At 67.8% G+C, this 17,222-nt stretch carries 15 protein-coding genes and 1 pseudogene; 12 read left to right on the forward strand and 4 right to left on the reverse strand.

Annotated elements, in window-relative coordinates; genetic code table 11:
- The first annotated feature begins 432 nt into the window (after positions 1–432).
- Complete coding sequence (locus OG718_RS53585; RefSeq protein WP_328842729.1) at positions 433–1,419, forward strand: ABC transporter substrate-binding protein; 987 nt, start codon at positions 433–435, stop codon at positions 1,417–1,419.
- A gap of 2 nt (positions 1,420–1,421) precedes the next feature.
- Positions 1,422–2,669 (forward strand): multidrug effflux MFS transporter, encoded by a 1,248-nt coding sequence (locus tag OG718_RS53590; protein ID WP_328842728.1) that lies wholly within the window; start codon positions 1,422–1,424, stop codon positions 2,667–2,669.
- 286 nt (positions 2,670–2,955) lie between these two features.
- Here OG718_RS53590 and OG718_RS53595 read toward each other — a convergent pair whose 3' ends face one another.
- Together OG718_RS53595 and OG718_RS53600 are read right to left on the reverse strand one after the other, a co-directional pair.
- Positions 2,956–3,687: a GntR family transcriptional regulator gene (locus OG718_RS53595; protein ID WP_328847649.1), complete on the reverse strand. Its 732-nt coding sequence runs from the start codon at positions 3,685–3,687 to the stop codon at positions 2,956–2,958.
- 169 nt (positions 3,688–3,856) lie between these two features.
- Complete coding sequence (locus OG718_RS53600; protein WP_328842727.1) at positions 3,857–5,089, reverse strand: Nramp family divalent metal transporter; 1,233 nt, start codon at positions 5,087–5,089, stop codon at positions 3,857–3,859.
- A 377-nt stretch (positions 5,090–5,466) separates the two neighbouring features.
- Between OG718_RS53600 and OG718_RS53605 the strand changes: the two genes are divergently transcribed.
- Positions 5,467–6,165, forward strand: coding sequence for a metal-dependent transcriptional regulator (locus OG718_RS53605; RefSeq protein WP_328842726.1), 699 nt, complete (start codon positions 5,467–5,469; stop codon positions 6,163–6,165).
- 135 nt (positions 6,166–6,300) lie between these two features.
- Positions 6,301–7,500: a cytochrome P450 gene (locus OG718_RS53610; protein WP_328842725.1), complete on the forward strand. Its 1,200-nt coding sequence runs from the start codon at positions 6,301–6,303 to the stop codon at positions 7,498–7,500.
- A gap of 433 nt (positions 7,501–7,933) precedes the next feature.
- On the opposite strand, the gene OG718_RS53615 is transcribed toward OG718_RS53610, so the two are convergent.
- Complete coding sequence (locus tag OG718_RS53615) at positions 7,934–8,599, reverse strand: GntR family transcriptional regulator (protein WP_328842724.1); 666 nt, start codon at positions 8,597–8,599, stop codon at positions 7,934–7,936.
- A gap of 96 nt (positions 8,600–8,695) precedes the next feature.
- Between OG718_RS53615 and glyA the strand changes: the two genes are divergently transcribed.
- The 8 genes and pseudogenes from glyA to OG718_RS53655 form a co-directional block, all read left to right on the forward strand.
- Positions 8,696–10,030 (forward strand): serine hydroxymethyltransferase, encoded by a 1,335-nt coding sequence (gene glyA, locus OG718_RS53620; protein ID WP_328842723.1) that lies wholly within the window; start codon positions 8,696–8,698, stop codon positions 10,028–10,030.
- Complete coding sequence (locus tag OG718_RS53625) at positions 10,027–11,247, forward strand: sarcosine oxidase subunit beta family protein (protein ID WP_328842722.1); 1,221 nt, start codon at positions 10,027–10,029, stop codon at positions 11,245–11,247. Before glyA ends, OG718_RS53625 begins: the two co-directional genes overlap by 4 nt.
- Before the next feature lie 23 nt (positions 11,248–11,270).
- On the forward strand, positions 11,271–11,567 hold the full coding sequence (locus tag OG718_RS53630) for a sarcosine oxidase subunit delta (protein WP_328842721.1): 297 nt from the start codon (positions 11,271–11,273) through the stop codon (positions 11,565–11,567).
- A complete protein-coding gene (locus OG718_RS53635) occupies positions 11,564–14,455 on the forward strand; it encodes a sarcosine oxidase subunit alpha family protein (RefSeq protein WP_328847650.1) in 2,892 nt (963 codons plus the stop codon). Before OG718_RS53630 ends, OG718_RS53635 begins: the two co-directional genes overlap by 4 nt.
- Complete coding sequence (locus tag OG718_RS53640; RefSeq protein WP_328842720.1) at positions 14,448–15,056, forward strand: sarcosine oxidase subunit gamma; 609 nt, start codon at positions 14,448–14,450, stop codon at positions 15,054–15,056. The genes OG718_RS53635 and OG718_RS53640 overlap by 8 nt, the downstream gene beginning before the upstream one ends.
- Positions 15,056–15,316, forward strand: coding sequence for a serine dehydratase beta chain (locus OG718_RS53645; protein ID WP_328842719.1), 261 nt, complete (start codon positions 15,056–15,058; stop codon positions 15,314–15,316). Before OG718_RS53640 ends, OG718_RS53645 begins: the two co-directional genes overlap by 1 nt.
- Positions 15,289–15,765, forward strand: coding sequence for a serine dehydratase beta chain (locus OG718_RS53650; RefSeq protein WP_328842718.1), 477 nt, complete (start codon positions 15,289–15,291; stop codon positions 15,763–15,765). Before OG718_RS53645 ends, OG718_RS53650 begins: the two co-directional genes overlap by 28 nt.
- Positions 15,759–16,044 (forward strand): annotated as a pseudogene (locus OG718_RS53655) (ISL3 family transposase); the annotation flags it as partial. The gene OG718_RS53650 and the pseudogene OG718_RS53655, both read left to right, overlap by 7 nt.
- 142 nt (positions 16,045–16,186) lie before the next feature.
- Here OG718_RS53655 and OG718_RS53660 read toward each other — a convergent pair.
- Positions 16,187–17,152, reverse strand: coding sequence for a PDR/VanB family oxidoreductase (locus tag OG718_RS53660; protein WP_328842717.1), 966 nt, complete (start codon positions 17,150–17,152; stop codon positions 16,187–16,189).
- Positions 17,153–17,222 lie beyond the last annotated feature (70 nt).

The following is a 17,222-nucleotide window of genomic DNA, read 5'->3' on the forward strand; positions in this document are numbered from 1 at the left end:
GATCCACCGGGCTGGTACGGCCGGGGTGTCGCCTGGTCGGCGATCACCTCGGCCGTGAGCTGGAGATCAGTGAGCCGCCGTTGACAGAGTCCTCCGCCGCCAGGAGGCGGAAGGCCTTGTCGAGAGCGAGCGCTACGTCGGTGCGCGCCGGTGCCGTGCCAGGGGCCTGGGAGCAGCGGATGGGGATACCGGCCGTCCTCGTCGGCTCCGTGACCGCGCGGTCCGGCGGCGCGCATGGAGTCTCCTCGGTTCCTTGCGCAGGGGACGGCTCCGCTCGTCTGCCCGCGGGGTCCGCCGACGAACACGACGCGCTGCTCGAACTGACTGAGAACGGTGCTGATCCCGCGGCCGTCGAGACCGCCGCCCCAGAGCACAAACTACGCACCGTCCGGGCCTGTTCGGCCGGCACGGGTGGAAAGGACGTCGCCTGACATGGGTGCACTGAACATCACCATCGCGACCTGGGACTACGACCGCGTTCGCCCGATCATGGATGGCCGCGTGCGGGTCGAGGGCTGTGAGATCAACCATGTCGTACTGCCGCCCGAAGAGCTGTTCCACCGCGTCGTCAACGGCGACTTCGAGGTGTCGGAGATCGGATTCTCCTCCTACCTGGCCGCGACATCGCGCGGGATCGCCCCGTATATGGCAGTTCCGGTTTTCCTGTCCCGGATGTTCCGCCATTCGGGCATCTACATTCGCACCGATCGCGGTATCGGCAAGCCGGAAGATCTGCGCGGCAAGGTGATCGGGATCCCGGAGTACTCGATGGCTGTCGGCCTTTGGGTGCGGGGGATGCTCAATGACGACCACGGCGTGGCCGCGGCCGACGTGCAGTGGCGGCAGGGAGGGCTCGAGCAACCGGGTCGCAAGGACAAATACCCGATGAGCCTGCCGGAGGGCTTCCCGCTGGAGCCGATCGGCCCAGACGACACGCTCGACGCAATGCTGCGCAACGGTGAACTGGACGCACTGGTCTCAGCCCGCACTCCACGCGCCTACCTCGAGGATCCGAACGTAGGTCGTCTCTTCGAGAACTTCGCCGAGGTCGAGCGTGACTACTTCGCGCGCACCAGGTTGTTCCCGATCATGCATGCCCTGGGCGTGCGGCGCGATGTTCACGAGCGGCATCCCTGGCTGGCCGCAAGCCTGTTGAAGGCGTTCAACCAGGCGAAAGCGATCGCCCAGGAGGAACTGACCCAGACGGCCGCTCTGAAGATCGGTCTGCCCTGGGTCGTCACGGAAGCACTGGCGACCCGGCAACTGATGGGCGAGGACTTCTGGCCCTACGGTGTGGAAGCGAATCGGCAGGTCCTCGAGACACTGACGCGCTACGCACACGAGCAGGGGCTCTCCACCCGACCGGTCAGCGTCGAGGAGTTGTTTGCTCCGAACACCTTGACCGAACCCAAGTTGTAGAAGTGCCCTCCTCATTCGCGCGTACAGGCGATGCGCAGACCTCGTCGGCGCAAGGCAAGGTCGTTGTTCTCCTGGGCGGTCTGATCGCGATCGCCACCTTGACCATCGACCTCTATCTGCCGGCGTTTCCCTCGTTGAGGAGCGAGTTCAACGCCAGCGCGTCGCAGGTGCAGCTCACGTTGACCGCCTATTTCACAGGCATGGTCGTCGGCATGGCCACGGTCGGGCCGGCCAGCGACAGACACGGCCGGAAGCGTCCGCTCGTTGTCGGCCTGGCGGGCTTCACTCTCGCCTCGGCGCTGTGTGCCGTCGCGCCGTCCCTGCCCGTTCTGGTCGGCGCGCGGTTCGCGCAGGGCATTCTCGGCAGTGCCGCCGCGGTCCTGAGCCTGGCGATCGTGGGCGATATCGCCCACGGGCGAGCAGCCGCGCGGATCATGTCCTGGACCATGCTTGTCGGGATGGTCGGACCGGTGATCGCTCCGCTGCTGGGCGGTCTGTTGCTGGCCATCGGGACCTGGCGGTGGATCTTCGTCGCACTTGCGGTGTACGGCGCCGTACTGACACTGCTGGTGCTGTGGGCCTTGCCTGAGACGCTTCCGAAAGGACGGCGTCATAAAGCAGCGCTCCAGGACACCCTCGACGGGTTCAGACATGCGCTGAAGGACAGGCAGTTCTTCGGGTACGCGGTCGGCGGCTCTCTGATCTCGGCCGCCGTCTTCGCTTATCTGGGCGGCTCGTCCCTGGTGCTCCACGATGTGTACGGGTTGTCGGCCCAGATGTACGGCCTCGTGTTCGCCCTCAATTCCATCGGGCTGATGGCAGCGATGCAGGTCGGTCGATTCATGCTCCGGTGGACGACCCCACGCAACGTCGCTCTGGCGGGCGGGGCCTTGGCCGTTGCCGGCGCCGTCGCCCTGTTGGCGGTCACCGTCGTCGGCGGGCTCGGCCTCCTGCCCTTCCTCGGGGCGATCTTCATCATCCTCGGCGGGCATGGGATGGAGACGCCGAACTCCACCGCTCTCGCCCTGGCCGGTCACCCCGACCGGGCTGGCACTGCCTCGTCGCTGGTCAACATCATCATGTTCGGGCTCGGCGCGGCCGCGGCGCCCCTCGTGGGCATCGGTGGAAGTGACAGTGCACTCCCCCTGGTCGTGGTGATGGTCGTGGTGACCGCTGCCGGGTTGTCGACTCTCCTGTTTGTCGCTCAGCCGAACCCGCGGATTGACACTCAGGCGAGCGCCGCCGAATGACCGGCGCCTCTTCGGGTCAAAGCCGAGGTGGTCTCTCGGATGCGCGGGTCACGGCGGTATGACAATGCTGATCGGGTGCGCGACCGGACGCGACGAAGCTCCGTTGTGGAGGCGACCTTCCCAATTCGCCGTCCCGCGACGGAGCTTCGATGCGCCGTCAGTCTGCCTGCCGGCGTCGGCTGAATCGTGATCCCCTGACGACGATTGGGTTCGCCGTCAGAGAGCGGGCACCGCCCCCTGATTTTCCCGGTCACGGGGCGGCATCGACAGAGCCCGGGATGACTGCTCAGACCTTCGCGGCAGCGTTCTTCAGAATCATGCCGGCAACGGCGTCGCCGGGTGCGTTCTCCTTCTGCCAGCTGCGGAACGCCTCGACCGTGCGGAGCTTGTGAGTACGAGCTGCCTTCTCGATCTCGTCGCTCGGCGCGCCGTTGCGGATGAGCTCGATGATCGCCCTGTGCTCGGCGATGGAGCTTCGCCCGCGGTAGGGGATCTGCGTGAAGACCGTTCGCCTGATAACGTCCGATCGTTGCGAGATCTCGTTGATCATCTCCAGCAGCGACGCGTTGTTGCACCGGGCGTTGATGTACTCGTGGAAGCGCTTGTTCGCTTGACTGTAGCCGCTCACGTCAAGCGTCTCCATGCACTCGACCATGAGGTCGGTCTCGTGCTCGACGGCCGCCAGGTCCTCCGCCGTCATGGCTTTGGCGGCTTCGGCGGTCGCGAAGCCCTCAAGCACTGCCAGGGTGGCGAGCCCCTCTGCGAAGCCCGCCGGGTCAGCGGGCTTGACCTGCGCGCCCGCGTTCGGCCGGAAGATGGCCAGCCCCTCGGCCTCAAGGCGGCGAATCGCCTCGCGTACGGGCAGCGCGCTGTAGCCGAGTTCCTCGGCGATCGCATCGATCACGAGCCGATAGCCGGGCCCGTACTGGCCCTCCAGGATTCGCTCACGGAGGACGCGATATACGTGCTCTTGTTTGTTCATTGCGTGCTCTCCGTCTACGGATGTAGCTGGTGTCATCGGCTGACGGTCCGCGCCACGGGTGTCCCGGACCGCTGACCGGCGTATCGTCTACGCGCGTGCACATCGTGTTCGTGATGTTGCGTCGATGATATAGCATCCCGGCGAATATTTGCCGGGATACCGATGGCTGCGCCGCTGGACACCCCAAGGACAGCAGTAGGGCCGCTCACCATGATCCGAGTGTGAGACCCAGCAGCACCACGTTGAGGGCGGAGATGACGACCGCGACCGCACGAGCGGCATGCGTGGTGACCGCGCGGTTGACGAGCGCACCCATGACCCCCGGGTCCCGGGTGAACCGTACGAGCGGGAAGAGCGCGAAGGGTATGCCGAAGCTGAGCACGACCTGGGAGAGTACGAGGGCCTTCGTCGGATCGATGCCGAGCGCGAGGATCGCCAGTGCCGGCACCATGGTGACCGCTCGTCGCACCGAAACGGCGATGCTGCGCTGGAGGAACCCGTCGAGGATCACCGCACCGGCGTAGGTTCCTACGGACGACGAAGCGAATCCGGAGGCAAGGAGGGCGAGCGCGAACAGCAGGGCAACCGCGGCGCCGAGGTGATCACCGATCGCCTGGTGCGCTCCTTCGATGGAGTCGACGCCGACACCGAAGAGCGCGGCAGCGGCCAGCAAGATCATCGAGAGGTTCACGACACCAGCGATGCTCATCGCGGACACCACGTCCGTCTTCGTCGCGCGCAGGAGGGCGCGTTTGCTTGCGTCGTCACGCTGGCCCGGGCCGAATCGGTGCTGGACCAGGGCCGAGTGCAGATAGATGGCGTGAGGCATGACGGTGGCGCCGAGAATGCCCGTCGCCAGCATCAGTGTGTCGACACCGGCGAAGCGGGGAACCAGACCGCCTATGGTCGACGAGATGTCGGGCCCGGCCGCGAGCGCGGACCAGGTGAATCCGAGGGTGATCACGAGGAGCAGCGCGATGATGGCGCGCTCGAACCGGGCCTGGGTCGCGGGCTTCTGCAGCAGCAACAGCGAGAAACTGACACCACCTGTGATGAGTCCACCTATCAACAGGGGAACATCGAACAGCAAGTAGAGCGCCAGTGCGCCGCCCAGCACCTCGGCCAGGTCTGTTGCCAGCGCGACCGCCTCGGCCTGGAGCCACAGGAAGAACGACACGCGTCTGGAATAGTGGTCCCGGCAGAGCTGCGGGAGTGTTCGTCCGCTGGCGATCCCCACCTTGGCAGAGAGGTACTGCACCAGCATGGCCAGCAGGTTCGCTGCCACGACGACCCAGATGAGCAGGTATCCGTATTGGCTGCCGGCGGTCATGTTGGTGGCTACGTTGCCGGGATCCACGTACGCGATGCCGGCGACGAAGGCGGGCCCCAGGAGCGCTGCGCGCCGGCCCAGGGTGGCGCCGTCGCGCCGGTGAGTCACGAGATCTCCAGGCATTCGTCAAGCTCCCATGTGGGGCGCCACGTGCGGCGCGGTCTGTGGAGGGTGCTCGGCTCGATGGCGCCATCGGCGAGCAAGCAGTGCTTGAAAGGCAGTGCCTGTGAGAAGCAGCCCGGCGGTCAGCCACCGGCCGGTCGCCAGGGAGAACGCGCCAGCAGCAATGCAGAATGCCGTGTAGCAGCGTGCCTGCAGCTTCGCAAGGTTGCGGGTCATGTACGCGGTCCCTTCGCTGCTCGGTCCGGCCAGTACGGTCCGGGCCCGGGATGTGGCGTCGATCGTATGAGTTCGGGTAGACGAACTCAATAGTTTCATAGAGTGAAATCGTATATAGTAGAGTTGCTGGCGGGTACGATAGTGCGATGTCAGTCGAGTCGGTCTCATCAGTGGCGCAGGACTACATGAAGGCGATCTGGACTCTCGGCGAGTGGTCTTCAGGGCCGGTGACGACTAAGCGCCTCGCTGAGCGCTTGACGGTGCGGATGTCCACGGTCTCGGAGCAGGTCCGGAGGCTGACTGAGGCCGGTCTGCTGGCGCACGAGCGTTACGGTGCTATCGAGCTCACCGCCGCCGGACGCCTTCTCGCCGTCGGTATGGTGCGGCGGCACCGCCTCATCGAGACGTTTCTCGTCAACCACCTCGGCTACGCGTGGGACGAGGTCCATGATGAGGCGGAGCTCCTCGAGCACGCCGTCTCGGATTTGTTGATCGAGCGACTGGATGCCCTTCTCGGTTATCCGCGGCGGGATCCTCATGGCGACCCGATCCCTGACGGTTCAGGCGCGTTGCCCAGCATTCCCGCGAGATCCCTCACCGAGATGGAGTCAGGGGAATGTGCAGTCGTCGTCAGGATTAGCGACGAGGACGCGACGACCCTTCGCCGCTTCACCGAGCTTGGCCTGAATCTGGACGTCATCGTGAGTGTGGAGAGGCGGCTTGCGTCGAGGGCCCTCGATCTGAAGCTCGGGGCGGATCCGGGGATCGTGAGGCTTGAAGCAGCGGAGGTGGGAGGGGTCTGGGTGCGGCCCCTTGATGGCGCCACCGGGTTTCCGGATGTGTGAGGACTGGGGCTGGCTGGCGCAACGCTGGCCCGCGGGCCTCAGAAACGAGCGCGAACGTAGCTTTTCCTATATGATTGGTGTGCCATGGGTTGTGCCCAGTCCATGGAGTCGAGCAGTCGCGCCTTAAGGAGTCCGATGAGTACCGGGACCGCGCCATTCACCTTTGACCCCTTTGTCTACGAGGACTTTCAAACTGACCCAGGGACGTGGGAGATCTACACCGAACTGCGCGAGTCCCATCCGGTGTACTACAACGCTGACCTCGGGTTCTGGGCGCTGTCGCGATTCGACGACGTCAAGAAGGCGGCTCGCGACTGGAAGACGTTCTCGAGTGCGGACGGCGTGACTATCGATGACATCGCCGGCATCGTGGGTCCCGGCAACTTCATCGACATGGACCCGCCCCGTCACGATGTCTACCGTGACCTCGTCAAAGACTGGTTCTCGGTGAATGCGGTCAATACCCTTCAGCAGGTGATCGCGGAGGAAGCTGAGGCCCGCGTCAAGCAGATCGTGGCCCGGGGTGGCGGAGACCTCGCGCAAGAGCTGTCGTTCCCGTTGCCGGTGAGCACGATTGCCCACGTTCTCGGTCTGCCCTCGAGCGACGTGCCGATGCTGGCGGAGTGGGTGCAGTTGATGGCTTCACGCGATTCTGGTTCTCTCAGCGTGCCCGAAGCCGCCCGTTCGACGGGGGACAAGATCCATCACTACTTCGAGGAGTTTCTCGCCGAGCGCAGGCGAAACCCCGGATCTGACGTTGTCGGTGGACTCGCCCATGCAGAGGCGGAAGGAGCTCCGATCGGCGATGGCGCCCTCGGAATGCTCACGCTTCTGCTCGAGGCCGGTTCTGAAACGACGGCCGCTCTCATCTCGAACGCCGTCATCCTGTTCGCGAGGCACCCCGACCAGCGGGCCCTGCTGCTGGAGAACCCCCAGCTCCTGGACGCGGCTGTCGAAGAAGTGTTGCGAGTCGAGCCGTCCCTCCCGTACACCGTCCGCACCACTCGGACCAGTGTCGAACTCCACGGACAGACGATCCCCGAAGGCGCGAAGGTGGCGCTGGTCTTCGCTGCGGCGAACCGGGATCCCAGAAGGTGGGAGGAGCCCGACCGGTTCAACATCGCGCGCCAGCGCAAGCGGCACATCGCCTTCAACGAAGGCGTCCACAGCTGTCTCGGCTCGGTCCTGGCGAAGATGGAAACCCGGACAGTGCTGTCGGCGATCCTGAAGCACATGCCGGACTATGTCCTGAACGGCGAGATCGTCCGGACTCCGACGTACACCATCACGCGGGGCGTCTCGCACCTGCCGGTGGGCGTCGCGCCCAGCTCTTGAGTCGTGGGACCGGCCTGCGAAAACGGCGCCCTGTCGCCGGCATGCAGAGACCACTGGCGAAGTCTTTGATCGTTGAGGGCAGGACCAGGGATGCCTTGGGCGAGGACATTCTGAGTGACAGGGAGTGTGAGTCTCACGGCCCTGTCTCCCTTTCGGTGGTGACGGAGCGTGCTGGCTTGCCGTTGGCATGACGTGCGGAATGTCAACGAAGGGTGACGAGCTCGAGGTTTCTTGGGAAGCGGGCAGCGACGCCGAGAGCCGCCGGTGGTGATGAAGTAGGTGAAGGACAGCGGTGACCGGCAATGCCTTCGCTTCCGGACCGGCCGTCGGGGTACATCTGAGTCACAAAATTCGGCTGCGGTTCCCGAGAGTCGGTCGCCCGCGCGATGCCCTGGGATCCGCGGGGCGCCGCGCGCTGGAGCGGAGAGCCTTCTCAGATGGCCGCGCGAATGGCCTGTTCGAAGCCCACGACGTGACTGCCGGCCAGCTGTGCCGCCCTGTCGGGGGCACCGGCGACGATCGCCTCGATCAACGGTCCGTGCTCTTCGATATGACCCGCCATGTCGGACAACCGGTCGACGAACAGGCACCAGATGCGGGTGGCCAGGTTGTCGTACCGGACGAGGGTGTCCTCCAGGTACGGGTTGTGTGTGGCCGCGTAGATGGCGCGGTGGACCTGAAGGTCAAGGTGCATGAGCTCGGTGGCGTCGCGCCGCCCGGGATCCGCGCTCTCCAGCTCCCGCAGGACGGCTGTCAGCGTCGCGCGGTCCGTGGCCGTGGCGCGCCGCGCGGCCTGGGACGCGGCCAGGGGCTCCAGTTCCTGGCGCACTTCGGAGATGTGGGCCAGGTCGGTGATGTTGACGTCGGTGGCGAAGGTGCCGCGCCGAGGATAGGTGGCGATGAGGCGCTCGTACTGGAGCCGCTTGAGGGCCTCGCGCACCGGTGTCCGGCCGACGCCGAGGGACTGTGCCAGCTGGTCCTCGTTGATCGGGGCGCCCGGGCGGATCTCGAGCATGACGAGCCGGTCGCGGATGACGCGGTACGCGCGTTCGGCGAGGGACAGCTCCTCGCCCGCGGGCTCTGTCGCCGTCTGCTGCATGAGATGCCCCCTTGACCTGGCCGACAAGCTCCCATACCTTACCGCAGAGGTTGATATATCAGTCGTCCATTAGTTGGCTCTCAGAATGGTGTGCAGATGGCAACCAACCCGTCCATCACCACGGTCGCCTCCCTTCTCTCGGCCCCGCTCAGCGAGCTCGACCCGGAGGTCGCCACCGCGGTCGACGCCGAGCTGCGCCGTCAGCAGTCCACCCTCGAAATGATCGCCTCGGAGAACTTCGCCCCGGCCGCCGTCATGGAGGCCCAGGGCTCGGTTCTCACCAACAAGTACGCCGAGGGCTACCCCGGCCGCCGCTACTACGGCGGCTGCGAACACGTCGACGTCATCGAGCGGTTGGCCATCGCCCGGGTGAAGGAACTGTTCGGCGCCGAGGCCGCCAACGTGCAGCCCCACTCGGGTGCCCAGGCCAACGCGGCCGCGATGTTCGCGCTGCTCCAGCCCGGCGACACGATCCTCGGCCTGGACCTCGCGCACGGCGGTCACCTGACCCACGGCATGCGGCTCAACTACTCCGGCAAGCTGTACAACGTCGTGCCCTACCACGTGCGCGAGTCCGACCTGCGCATCGACATGGACGAGGTCGAGCAGCTCGCTCTCGCCCACCGGCCCAAGATGATCGTCGCCGGCTGGTCCGCCTACCCCCGGCGGCTGGACTTCGCCGCGTTCCGGCGGATCGCCGACGCGGTGGGCGCGTATCTGCTGGTGGACATGGCCCACTTCGCCGGACTGGTGGCCGCGGGCCTGCACCCGAACCCGGTGCCGTACGCCGACGTCGTGACGACCACCACGCACAAGACCCTCGGCGGCCCGCGCGGCGGGGTGATCCTCAGCCGCGCCGCCCTGGCCAAGAAGATCAACTCCGCGGTCTTCCCGGGCCAGCAGGGCGGCCCGCTGGAGCATGTCATCGCGGCGAAGGCGGTGGCCTTCAAGGTGGCGGTGGGGGAGGAGTTCAAGGAACGCCAGCAGCGCACCCTCGACGGCGCCCGCATCCTCGCCGGACGGCTGCTGGCCGACGACGTGGCCGAGGCCGGGATCACCGTGCTGACCGGCGGCACCGAAGTCCACCTGGTCCTCGTCGACCTGCGCAACTCCACGCTCGACGGGAAACAGGCCGAGGACCGGCTGCACCGCATCGGCATCACCGTCAACCGCAACGCGGTGCCGTTCGACCCCCGCCCGCCGATGGTCTCCTCGGGGCTGCGGATCGGCACCCCGGCCCTGGCCACCCGGGGCTTCGGCGCAGCGGAGTTCCGGGAGGTCGCCGACATCATCGCCGAGGCCCTGAAGGACGAGCAGCTCGGCGACGAGCGCGTGGCCTTGTTGCGCGACCGGGTCGAGAAGCTCGCCTCCGCCTTCCCCCTCTATCCCCACCTGTCCCACCTGCCCCACCTGAACGGAGACGCGGTATGACCAGCACGGCGCTGCCGGAGCATCCGGACTGGCTGTGGCGCAACCCCGACCCGCGCTCCTCGTACGACGTCGTCATAGTCGGCGCGGGCGGCCACGGCCTGGCCACCGCCTACTACCTGGCGAAGAACCACGGCATCACCAACGTCGCCGTCCTGGAGAAGGGCTGGCTGGCCGGCGGCAACATGGCCCGCAACACCACGATCATCCGCTCGAACTACCTGTGGGACGAGAGCGCGGCGATCTACGAGTACGCGCTCAAGCTGTGGGAGCGGCTCCCGGAGGAACTGGACTACGACTTCCTGTTCAGCCAGCGCGGTGTCCTCAACCTCGCGCACACCCTGCAGGACGTCCGCGAGGGCATGCGCCGAGCCAACGCCAACCGTCTCAACGGCGTCGACGCCGAGTGGCTCGAACCGGATGAGGTAGCCAAGGTCTGTCCCATCCTCAACGTCTCGTCCCGCACCCGGTATCCGGTTCTGGGCGCCACCTTCCAGCCGCGCGCCGGCATCGCCAAGCACGACCACGTCGCCTGGGCGCTGGCCCGCCGGGCCGACGAGATGGGCGTGGACCTGATCCAGGGCTGCGAGGTCACCGGCTTCCTCAAGGACGGCGACCGGGTCGTGGGCGTCGAGACCAACCGGGGCCGCATCCTCGCCGGCAGTGTCGGCCTCGCGGCCGCCGGGCACAGCAGCGTGCTGGCCGAACGGGCCGGCGTCCGGCTGCCGGTGCAGTCCCACCCGCTCCAGGCGCTGGTCTCCGAACTGCACGAGCCGGTGCACCCGACGGTTGTCATGTCGAACCACGTGCACGTGTACGTCTCCCAGGCCCACAAGGGCGAGTTGGTGATGGGCGCGGGCGTCGACTCGTACAACGGCTATGGGCAGCGCGGCTCCTTCCACGTGATCGAGCAGCAGATGGCCGCCGCTGTCGAGCTGTTCCCCGTCTTCGCCCGCGCGCATGTGCTGCGGACCTGGGGCGGCATCGTCGACGTCAGCCCGGACGCCTCCCCGATCATCGGCACCACCCCGGTCGAGAACCTTTACGTCAACTGCGGTTGGGGGACCGGCGGCTTCAAGGCCACCCCGGCCGCCGGCTGGACCTTCGCGCACACCATCGCCACGGGCGAGCCGCACCCCCTGAACGCCCCCTTCGCCCTCGAACGTTTCGCGACGGGCGCTCTGATCGACGAGCACGGCGCCGCAGCCGTGGCCCACTGACAGCCTGCTGAGAGAAGGACACCGTGCTGCTGATCAGCTGCCCATGGTGCGGTCCCCGCAACGAGACCGAGTACCACTACGGGGGACAGGCCCACGTCCCCTACCCCGGCACCCCCGCGGACCTCACCGACGAGCAGTGGGCCGAGTACGTCTTCTACCGGGACAACCCCAAGGGCCCCTTCGCCGAGCGGTGGATGCACAGCATCGGCTGCCGCCGCTGGTTCAACGTGCTGCGGGACACCGCCACCCACGAGGTACTGACCTCCTACCGGCTCGACGAGCCACGCCCCGAACTGCCCCAGGCCGGAGGACAGCGATGACCGACCAGCACTTCCGGCTCCGACAAGGCGGCCGCATCGACCGCGACGCCGTACTGCGGTTCACCGTCGACGGGCGGGAACTCACCGGGCACCCCGGCGACACCGTCGCCTCGGCGATGCTGGCGAACGGCCTCGTAGAGGTCGCCCCGTCGCTCTACCGCAGTCGCCCGCGCGGCATCGTCGCCGCCGGCGTCGAGGAGCCCAACGCCCTGTTGCAGATCGAGGGTCCGCACTCGGAGGGCATGCTGCCCGCGACGACGGCGGAACTGTACGACGGCCTGTCCGCCACGACGCTGTCCGGGATGGGCCGGCTCGACCCGGGCTCCGACCCCGCCGTCTACGACAAGAAGTACGTCCACACCGACGTCCTGGTCGTCGGCGCCGGACCGGCCGGGCTGGCGGCCGCCGCCGCTGCCGCGGGTTCCGGCGCCCGCGTGATCGTCGTCGACGACCAGCCCGAGTCCGGCGGTTCGCTGCTCTCCGGGCGTACCGAGAAGGTCGGCGAGCGGAGCGCCCTGGAGTGGGTCGCCGAGATCGGCGCGGCACTCGACGCCGCACCCGAGGTCGTCGTACTGCAACGCACCACGGCATTCGGCTCGTACGACGACAACTACCTGCTGGCCCTCCAGCGGCGAACCGACCACCTCGGAGCCGATGCCCCCGAACCGTCCACGGGTGTCTCGCGCCAGCGGCTGTGGCACATCCGCGCTCGCCAGGTGATCCTGGCGACCGGCGCTCACGAGCGCCCGCTGGTCTTCGCCGGCAACGACCGCCCCGGCGTGATGCTCGCGGCGGCCGTGCGCTCGTACGTCAACCGGTACGCCGTGGTCCCGGGCTCGCGGGCCGTGGTGGGCACGACCAACGACAGTGCGTACGACACGGTCGCCGACCTGCACGCTGCGGGCATCGACATCGCCGCCGTCGTGGACGCCCGCCCCGAACTGTCCCACCGGGCCGCCGAGGTCGCCGTGGCGACGGGGGCGCGAGTGTTGACGGGCAGTGCGGTGGTCGACACCGCGGGCGAAGGCCGACTCACCGGTGTCACCGTCCAGACCCTCGACGCCGAAGGCCAACTCGCAGGCGCACCCGAGTCGTTCGACTGCGACCTGCTCGCCGTCTCGGGTGGCTGGAGCCCGGTGGTGCACCTGCACAGCCAGCGCCAGGGCCGGCTGCGCTGGGACGAGGACCTGGTCGCCTTCGTCCCCGACGGCACCGTCCGGGACCAGCAGGTCGTCGGTGCGGCCCACAGGACGTACGGCCTCGACGGCTGTCTGGCCGAAGGGGCACGGGCCGGTGCGCGGGCCGCGACGGACGCAGGGTTCCCGGTGCCGGTGCCCACGGCTTCGCACAAGGAGGTACGTGCCGATGTGCGCGCCCTCTGGCTGGTGCCCGCCCCCGACGGCGAACCCGGCGGCTGGGACACCCACCTGGTCGACCTGCAACGCGACGTCACCGTCGCCGACGTCTGGCGGTCCACCGGCGCCGGCATGCGCGGCGTGGAACACGTCAAGCGCTACACCTCGCTCGGCACGGCCAACGATCAGGGCAAGACGTCCGGCGTCAACGCCATCGGTGTGATCGCCGAGGCACTCGGCGCGGGCGCGTCTCCCGGGGAGATCGGCACCACGGCCTACCGGGCGCCCTATACGCCGATGGGCTTCGCAGCCCTCGCCGGTCGTGAGCGCGGTGACCTGTTCGATCCTGAGCGCACCACGTCCATGCACAGCTGGCATGTGGCGCACGGGGCGGAGTTCGAGGACGTCGGGCAGTGGAAGCGCCCCTGGTACTACCCCCGGCCCGGTGAGGACATGGACGCGGCCGTGGCCCGCGAGTGCCGTGCGGCCCGTGAGGGGGTGGCGTTCATGGACGCATCCACCCTCGGCAAGATCGAGATCTGGGGCTCCGACGCGGGCGAGTTCCTCAACCGCATCTACACCAACGCCTTCAAGAAGCTCAAGCCCGGCATGGCCCGCTACGGCGTCATGTGCAAGCCCGACGGCATGATCTTCGACGACGGTGTGACCCTGCGCCTCGACGAGAACCGCTACTTCATGACCACCACGACCGGCGGCGCGGCCGGGGTGCTGGACTGGCTGGAGGAGTGGCTGCAGACCGAGTGGCCCGAACTCGACGTCCACTGCACCTCGGTCACCGAACAGTGGTCGACCATCGCGGTCGTCGGTCCCCAGTCACGCGAGGTCGTCGCCCATCTGGCCCCCGAGGTCGACCTGTCGAACGAGGCTTTCCCGTTCATGGCCTTCTGCGAGACCACCCTGGCCTCCGGCATCCCCGCCCGCATCTGCCGGATCTCCTTCTCCGGCGAACTCGCCTACGAGATCAACGTCTCCGCGTGGTACGGCCTGGCGGTCTGGGAGGAACTGGACGCGATTGGCCGGCCGTACGACATCACCCCGTACGGCACCGAGACGATGCACGTCCTGCGCGCCGAGAAGGGGTACATCATCGTCGGCCAGGACACCGACGGCACCGTCACCCCGCAGGACGCGGGCATGTCCTGGGTGGTGTCGAAGCAGAAGGACTTCGTCGGCAAGCGGTCCTACGCCCGCGCCGACACCGCCCGCACCGACCGCAAGCAGCTGGTCGGCCTGCTGCCGGCCGACCGCACGACCCGGCTGCCCGAGGGCACCCAGCTCGTCGCACCCGACGTACCCGTCACCCCCGAGACCCGGCCGGTGCCGATGCTCGGCCACGTCACCTCCAGCTACCACAGCCCGGCCCTCGGCCGCCCCTTCGCCCTCGCCCTGGTCGCCGACGGGCGGGCAAGGATCGGCGAGACCCTGCTCGCCCCGGTGGGCGAGAACCTGGTGCCCGTCGAGGTGACCGACTTCGTCCTCTACGACCCCGAAGGGACCAAGCGAAATGGCTGAGCTGATCGCCGCATCGCGTACCAGCCCCGTGGCGCATCTGACGGAACGGATGCGCGCCGCCACCGTCACCGGCGCCCGCGGCGTCACGCTGACCGAGTGGCCGTTCCTCACCATGGTGAACGTGCGCGTCAACCCCGCTTCCGAAGCGGCCGACCGTATCGAGAAGGCCCTGGGAGCGCCGCTCCCGCCGCAATGCGGCCACACCTCCACATCCGGACCCCACACGGTCCTGTGGCTTGGCCCCGACGAATGGCTCGTGCTGTCCCAGGCCGACGCGACCGCTGTGGCCGCCGAGTTGCGGGAGGCACTCGGCGGAGACCCGGGCTCCGTCGTGGACGTCTCGGCGAACCGCACCACGCTGGAGCTCAGCGGCCCGGCCGCCCGGCAGGTACTGGAGAAGGGCTGCCCGCTGGACCTACACCCCCGGGCCTTCGGCCCCGGCCAGGCCGTGTCGACCACGGTGGGACCCGTCGCGGTGCTGCTCTGGCAGGTCGACGACACACCGACGTACCGGCTCCTCCCACGCTCCTCGTTCGCCGACTACCTGGCTCGCTGGCTCATCGACGCCATGAGTGAGTACCGCCGAGTGGAGGTGCCCTGATGGCATTGAGCGCGTTCGATCTGTACTCGGTCTGCATCGGCTCTTCCTCCTCTCACCCGGCGGGTCCGATGAGGGCGGCCCCACGCTTCGTCGGGCTCCCGGACGAGGAGGGCCTTCTGCCCTCCGGCAGCCGCGTGCGGGCCGAACTGTTCGGGTCGCTCGGCGCGACCGGCCACGGTCATGGCTCGGACAAGGCGGTCGTGCTCGTTTTGAGGACGAGGACCCCGTCACCGTGGACACCGGCCGGGTCGCGCTGGTAGGCGACAGCAACACGCTGCTCTTGGCCGACAAGTACCGGATCGGCTTCGACAGCGATGCGGACCCGGTGCCGCACCGGCGCAGGTCCCTGCCCGTGCACCCCAACGGAATGATGTCGCACGCCTTCGTCGACGGCCGGGCGCTCGCCAAACGGATCTACTACCCCGTTGGTGGCGGCTTCGTTGTCGACGAGGAAGACACCGGCGCCGACCGTGTCGTCGCGGACACCACACGAGTACGGTTCCCCTTCGGCTCGGCAGCCGAACCGCTCGCGCACTGCGGGCGGGAAGACCTCGCCATCAGCGACATCATGCTCGCCGACGCGCAGGCATGGCGGCCCGAGGCCGAGGTGCGCGCAGGACTGCTGCACCTGTGGTCGATCATGCAGGCTGTGTGGAGCGCGGATCGCCACCGCGAGGGAGCGCTGCCGGGCGGCCTGCGGGCGCCCTGAGCGAGGCCAAGGCGCACAGCGGCTGCCGGGCCACCGCGCCTGGACGCGCCCTTGTACGACGGACCCCGCGCACAGACCACCCTGGTACGCCGGCACCAGGTCCATGACCTCCTCGACCAGGGCGTGGGCCTGCTCGATTGCGCCCGCCGTCCGCAGCTGGTCCTGAACACCGTCACACGCCACGCCCGCGCTGATCGGCCCGAGCGGATGCTCCGCGTCCCCAAGTACCGTGCCACCGTTGTCGATCCCTACCGCGAGCACCTGCGCAAGCGCCGGGCCGTGGCCGCCATGCTCGGAATCGAGACGTCAACAGCTTCCGCGTCCAACTGTCCCCATCGTCCCACCAGGGTTACGTCAACAAGACTGGGCCAGTCTTCTATGCTCCCATTCTCAAGAGCCTCAAGCCTTCGTCAGCAGGCCCTCAGAGGTCGAGCACGAGGCGCGCGCACTTGGAGCGCGACACGCAGATCATCATGGTTTCGTTCGACGCCTGTTCCTCGGGTGTGAGCAAGGAGTCGCGGTGATCGGGTTCACCTTCGACCACGTCGGTCTCGCAGGTGCCGCAGGTGCCTTCCTTGCACGATGCCAGCACCTCGATGCCCGCCTCATGCAACACCTCCAGGATGGACCGCTCGGGCGGAATGGTGAAGATCTGGCCGGACTGGTTCAGCTCGACCTCGAACGCTCCGTGGAGCACCGGCTCCGCCAGGTCCTTGGGCGCGAACCGTTCCAGGTGCAACGCGCCAGGCGGCCATTGCTCGCACTGCTTCTCCACAGCCTGCAGCAGCGGTTCGGGCCCGCAGCAATAGACGGCTGTATCCGGCTGAGGGTCGCCGAGGAACGCCACGAGGTCGAGAAGCCCCGTCTCGTCCTGCGGTCGGATGCGCACCCGCTCGCCGAAGGCGGCGAGGTCGTCGAGGAACGCCATGGACGTGCGGCTCCGGCCTCCATAGAGCAATTCCCACGGAACGCCGCGCCGTTCTGCTTCCCGGATCATTGGCAGGATCGGTGTGATGCCGATGCCTCCGGCGATGAACCGGTAGCTGCTCGCGGGCACGAGGTCGAAATGGTTGCGAGGACCGCGGGCCGTGAGCTGTGTCCCGTCCGTGACGCGCTCGTGTGCGTGAGCGGACCCACCGCGGCTCGCCGGCTCGCGCAGGATCGCCACGTGCCAGGTGGTCTCGTCGCGAGGGTCTCCGCACAGCGAGTACTGGCGGACCAGATCGTCGCCGAACTGAAGGTCGATATGTGCGCCGGGTGCCCAGCCAGGGAGGACCTCACCTTCCTGACCGCGCAGATGGAGTCCGATGACGCCGTCAGCGAGCACCACCTTGCGGCTCACGGTGAGCTTCAGGTCCACCTCGTCGTGTGCGCCGTGCACGGGCATCCTCCATCGATCGACAGCGTCGTAGGTTGCTGCGGCTACGCCTACGATTGATGTCGCTTATCATATAGGA

This window comes from Streptomyces sp. NBC_00258, from assembly GCF_036182465.1.
Lineage (GTDB): Bacteria > Actinomycetota > Actinomycetes > Streptomycetales > Streptomycetaceae > Streptomyces.

Coding starts and splice junctions, on each gene's coding strand:
- OG718_RS53615 (WP_328842724.1), bottom strand. CDS start 8,599: ATGCAGCAGACGGCGACAGAGCCCGCGGGCGAGGAGCTGTCCCTCGCC.
- glyA (WP_328842723.1), top strand. CDS start 8,696: ATGGCAACCAACCCGTCCATCACCACGGTCGCCTCCCTTCTCTCGGCC.
- OG718_RS53610 (WP_328842725.1), top strand. CDS start 6,301: ATGAGTACCGGGACCGCGCCATTCACCTTTGACCCCTTTGTCTACGAG.
- OG718_RS53595 (WP_328847649.1), bottom strand. CDS start 3,687: ATGACACCAGCTACATCCGTAGACGGAGAGCACGCAATGAACAAACAA.
- OG718_RS53640 (WP_328842720.1), top strand. CDS start 14,448: ATGGCTGAGCTGATCGCCGCATCGCGTACCAGCCCCGTGGCGCATCTG.
- OG718_RS53625 (WP_328842722.1), top strand. CDS start 10,027: ATGACCAGCACGGCGCTGCCGGAGCATCCGGACTGGCTGTGGCGCAAC.
- OG718_RS53645 (WP_328842719.1), top strand. CDS start 15,056: ATGGCATTGAGCGCGTTCGATCTGTACTCGGTCTGCATCGGCTCTTCC.
- OG718_RS53660 (WP_328842717.1), bottom strand. CDS start 17,152: ATGCCCGTGCACGGCGCACACGACGAGGTGGACCTGAAGCTCACCGTG.
- OG718_RS53635 (WP_328847650.1), top strand. CDS start 11,564: ATGACCGACCAGCACTTCCGGCTCCGACAAGGCGGCCGCATCGACCGC.
- OG718_RS53585 (WP_328842729.1), top strand. CDS start 433: ATGGGTGCACTGAACATCACCATCGCGACCTGGGACTACGACCGCGTT.
- OG718_RS53605 (WP_328842726.1), top strand. CDS start 5,467: ATGTCAGTCGAGTCGGTCTCATCAGTGGCGCAGGACTACATGAAGGCG.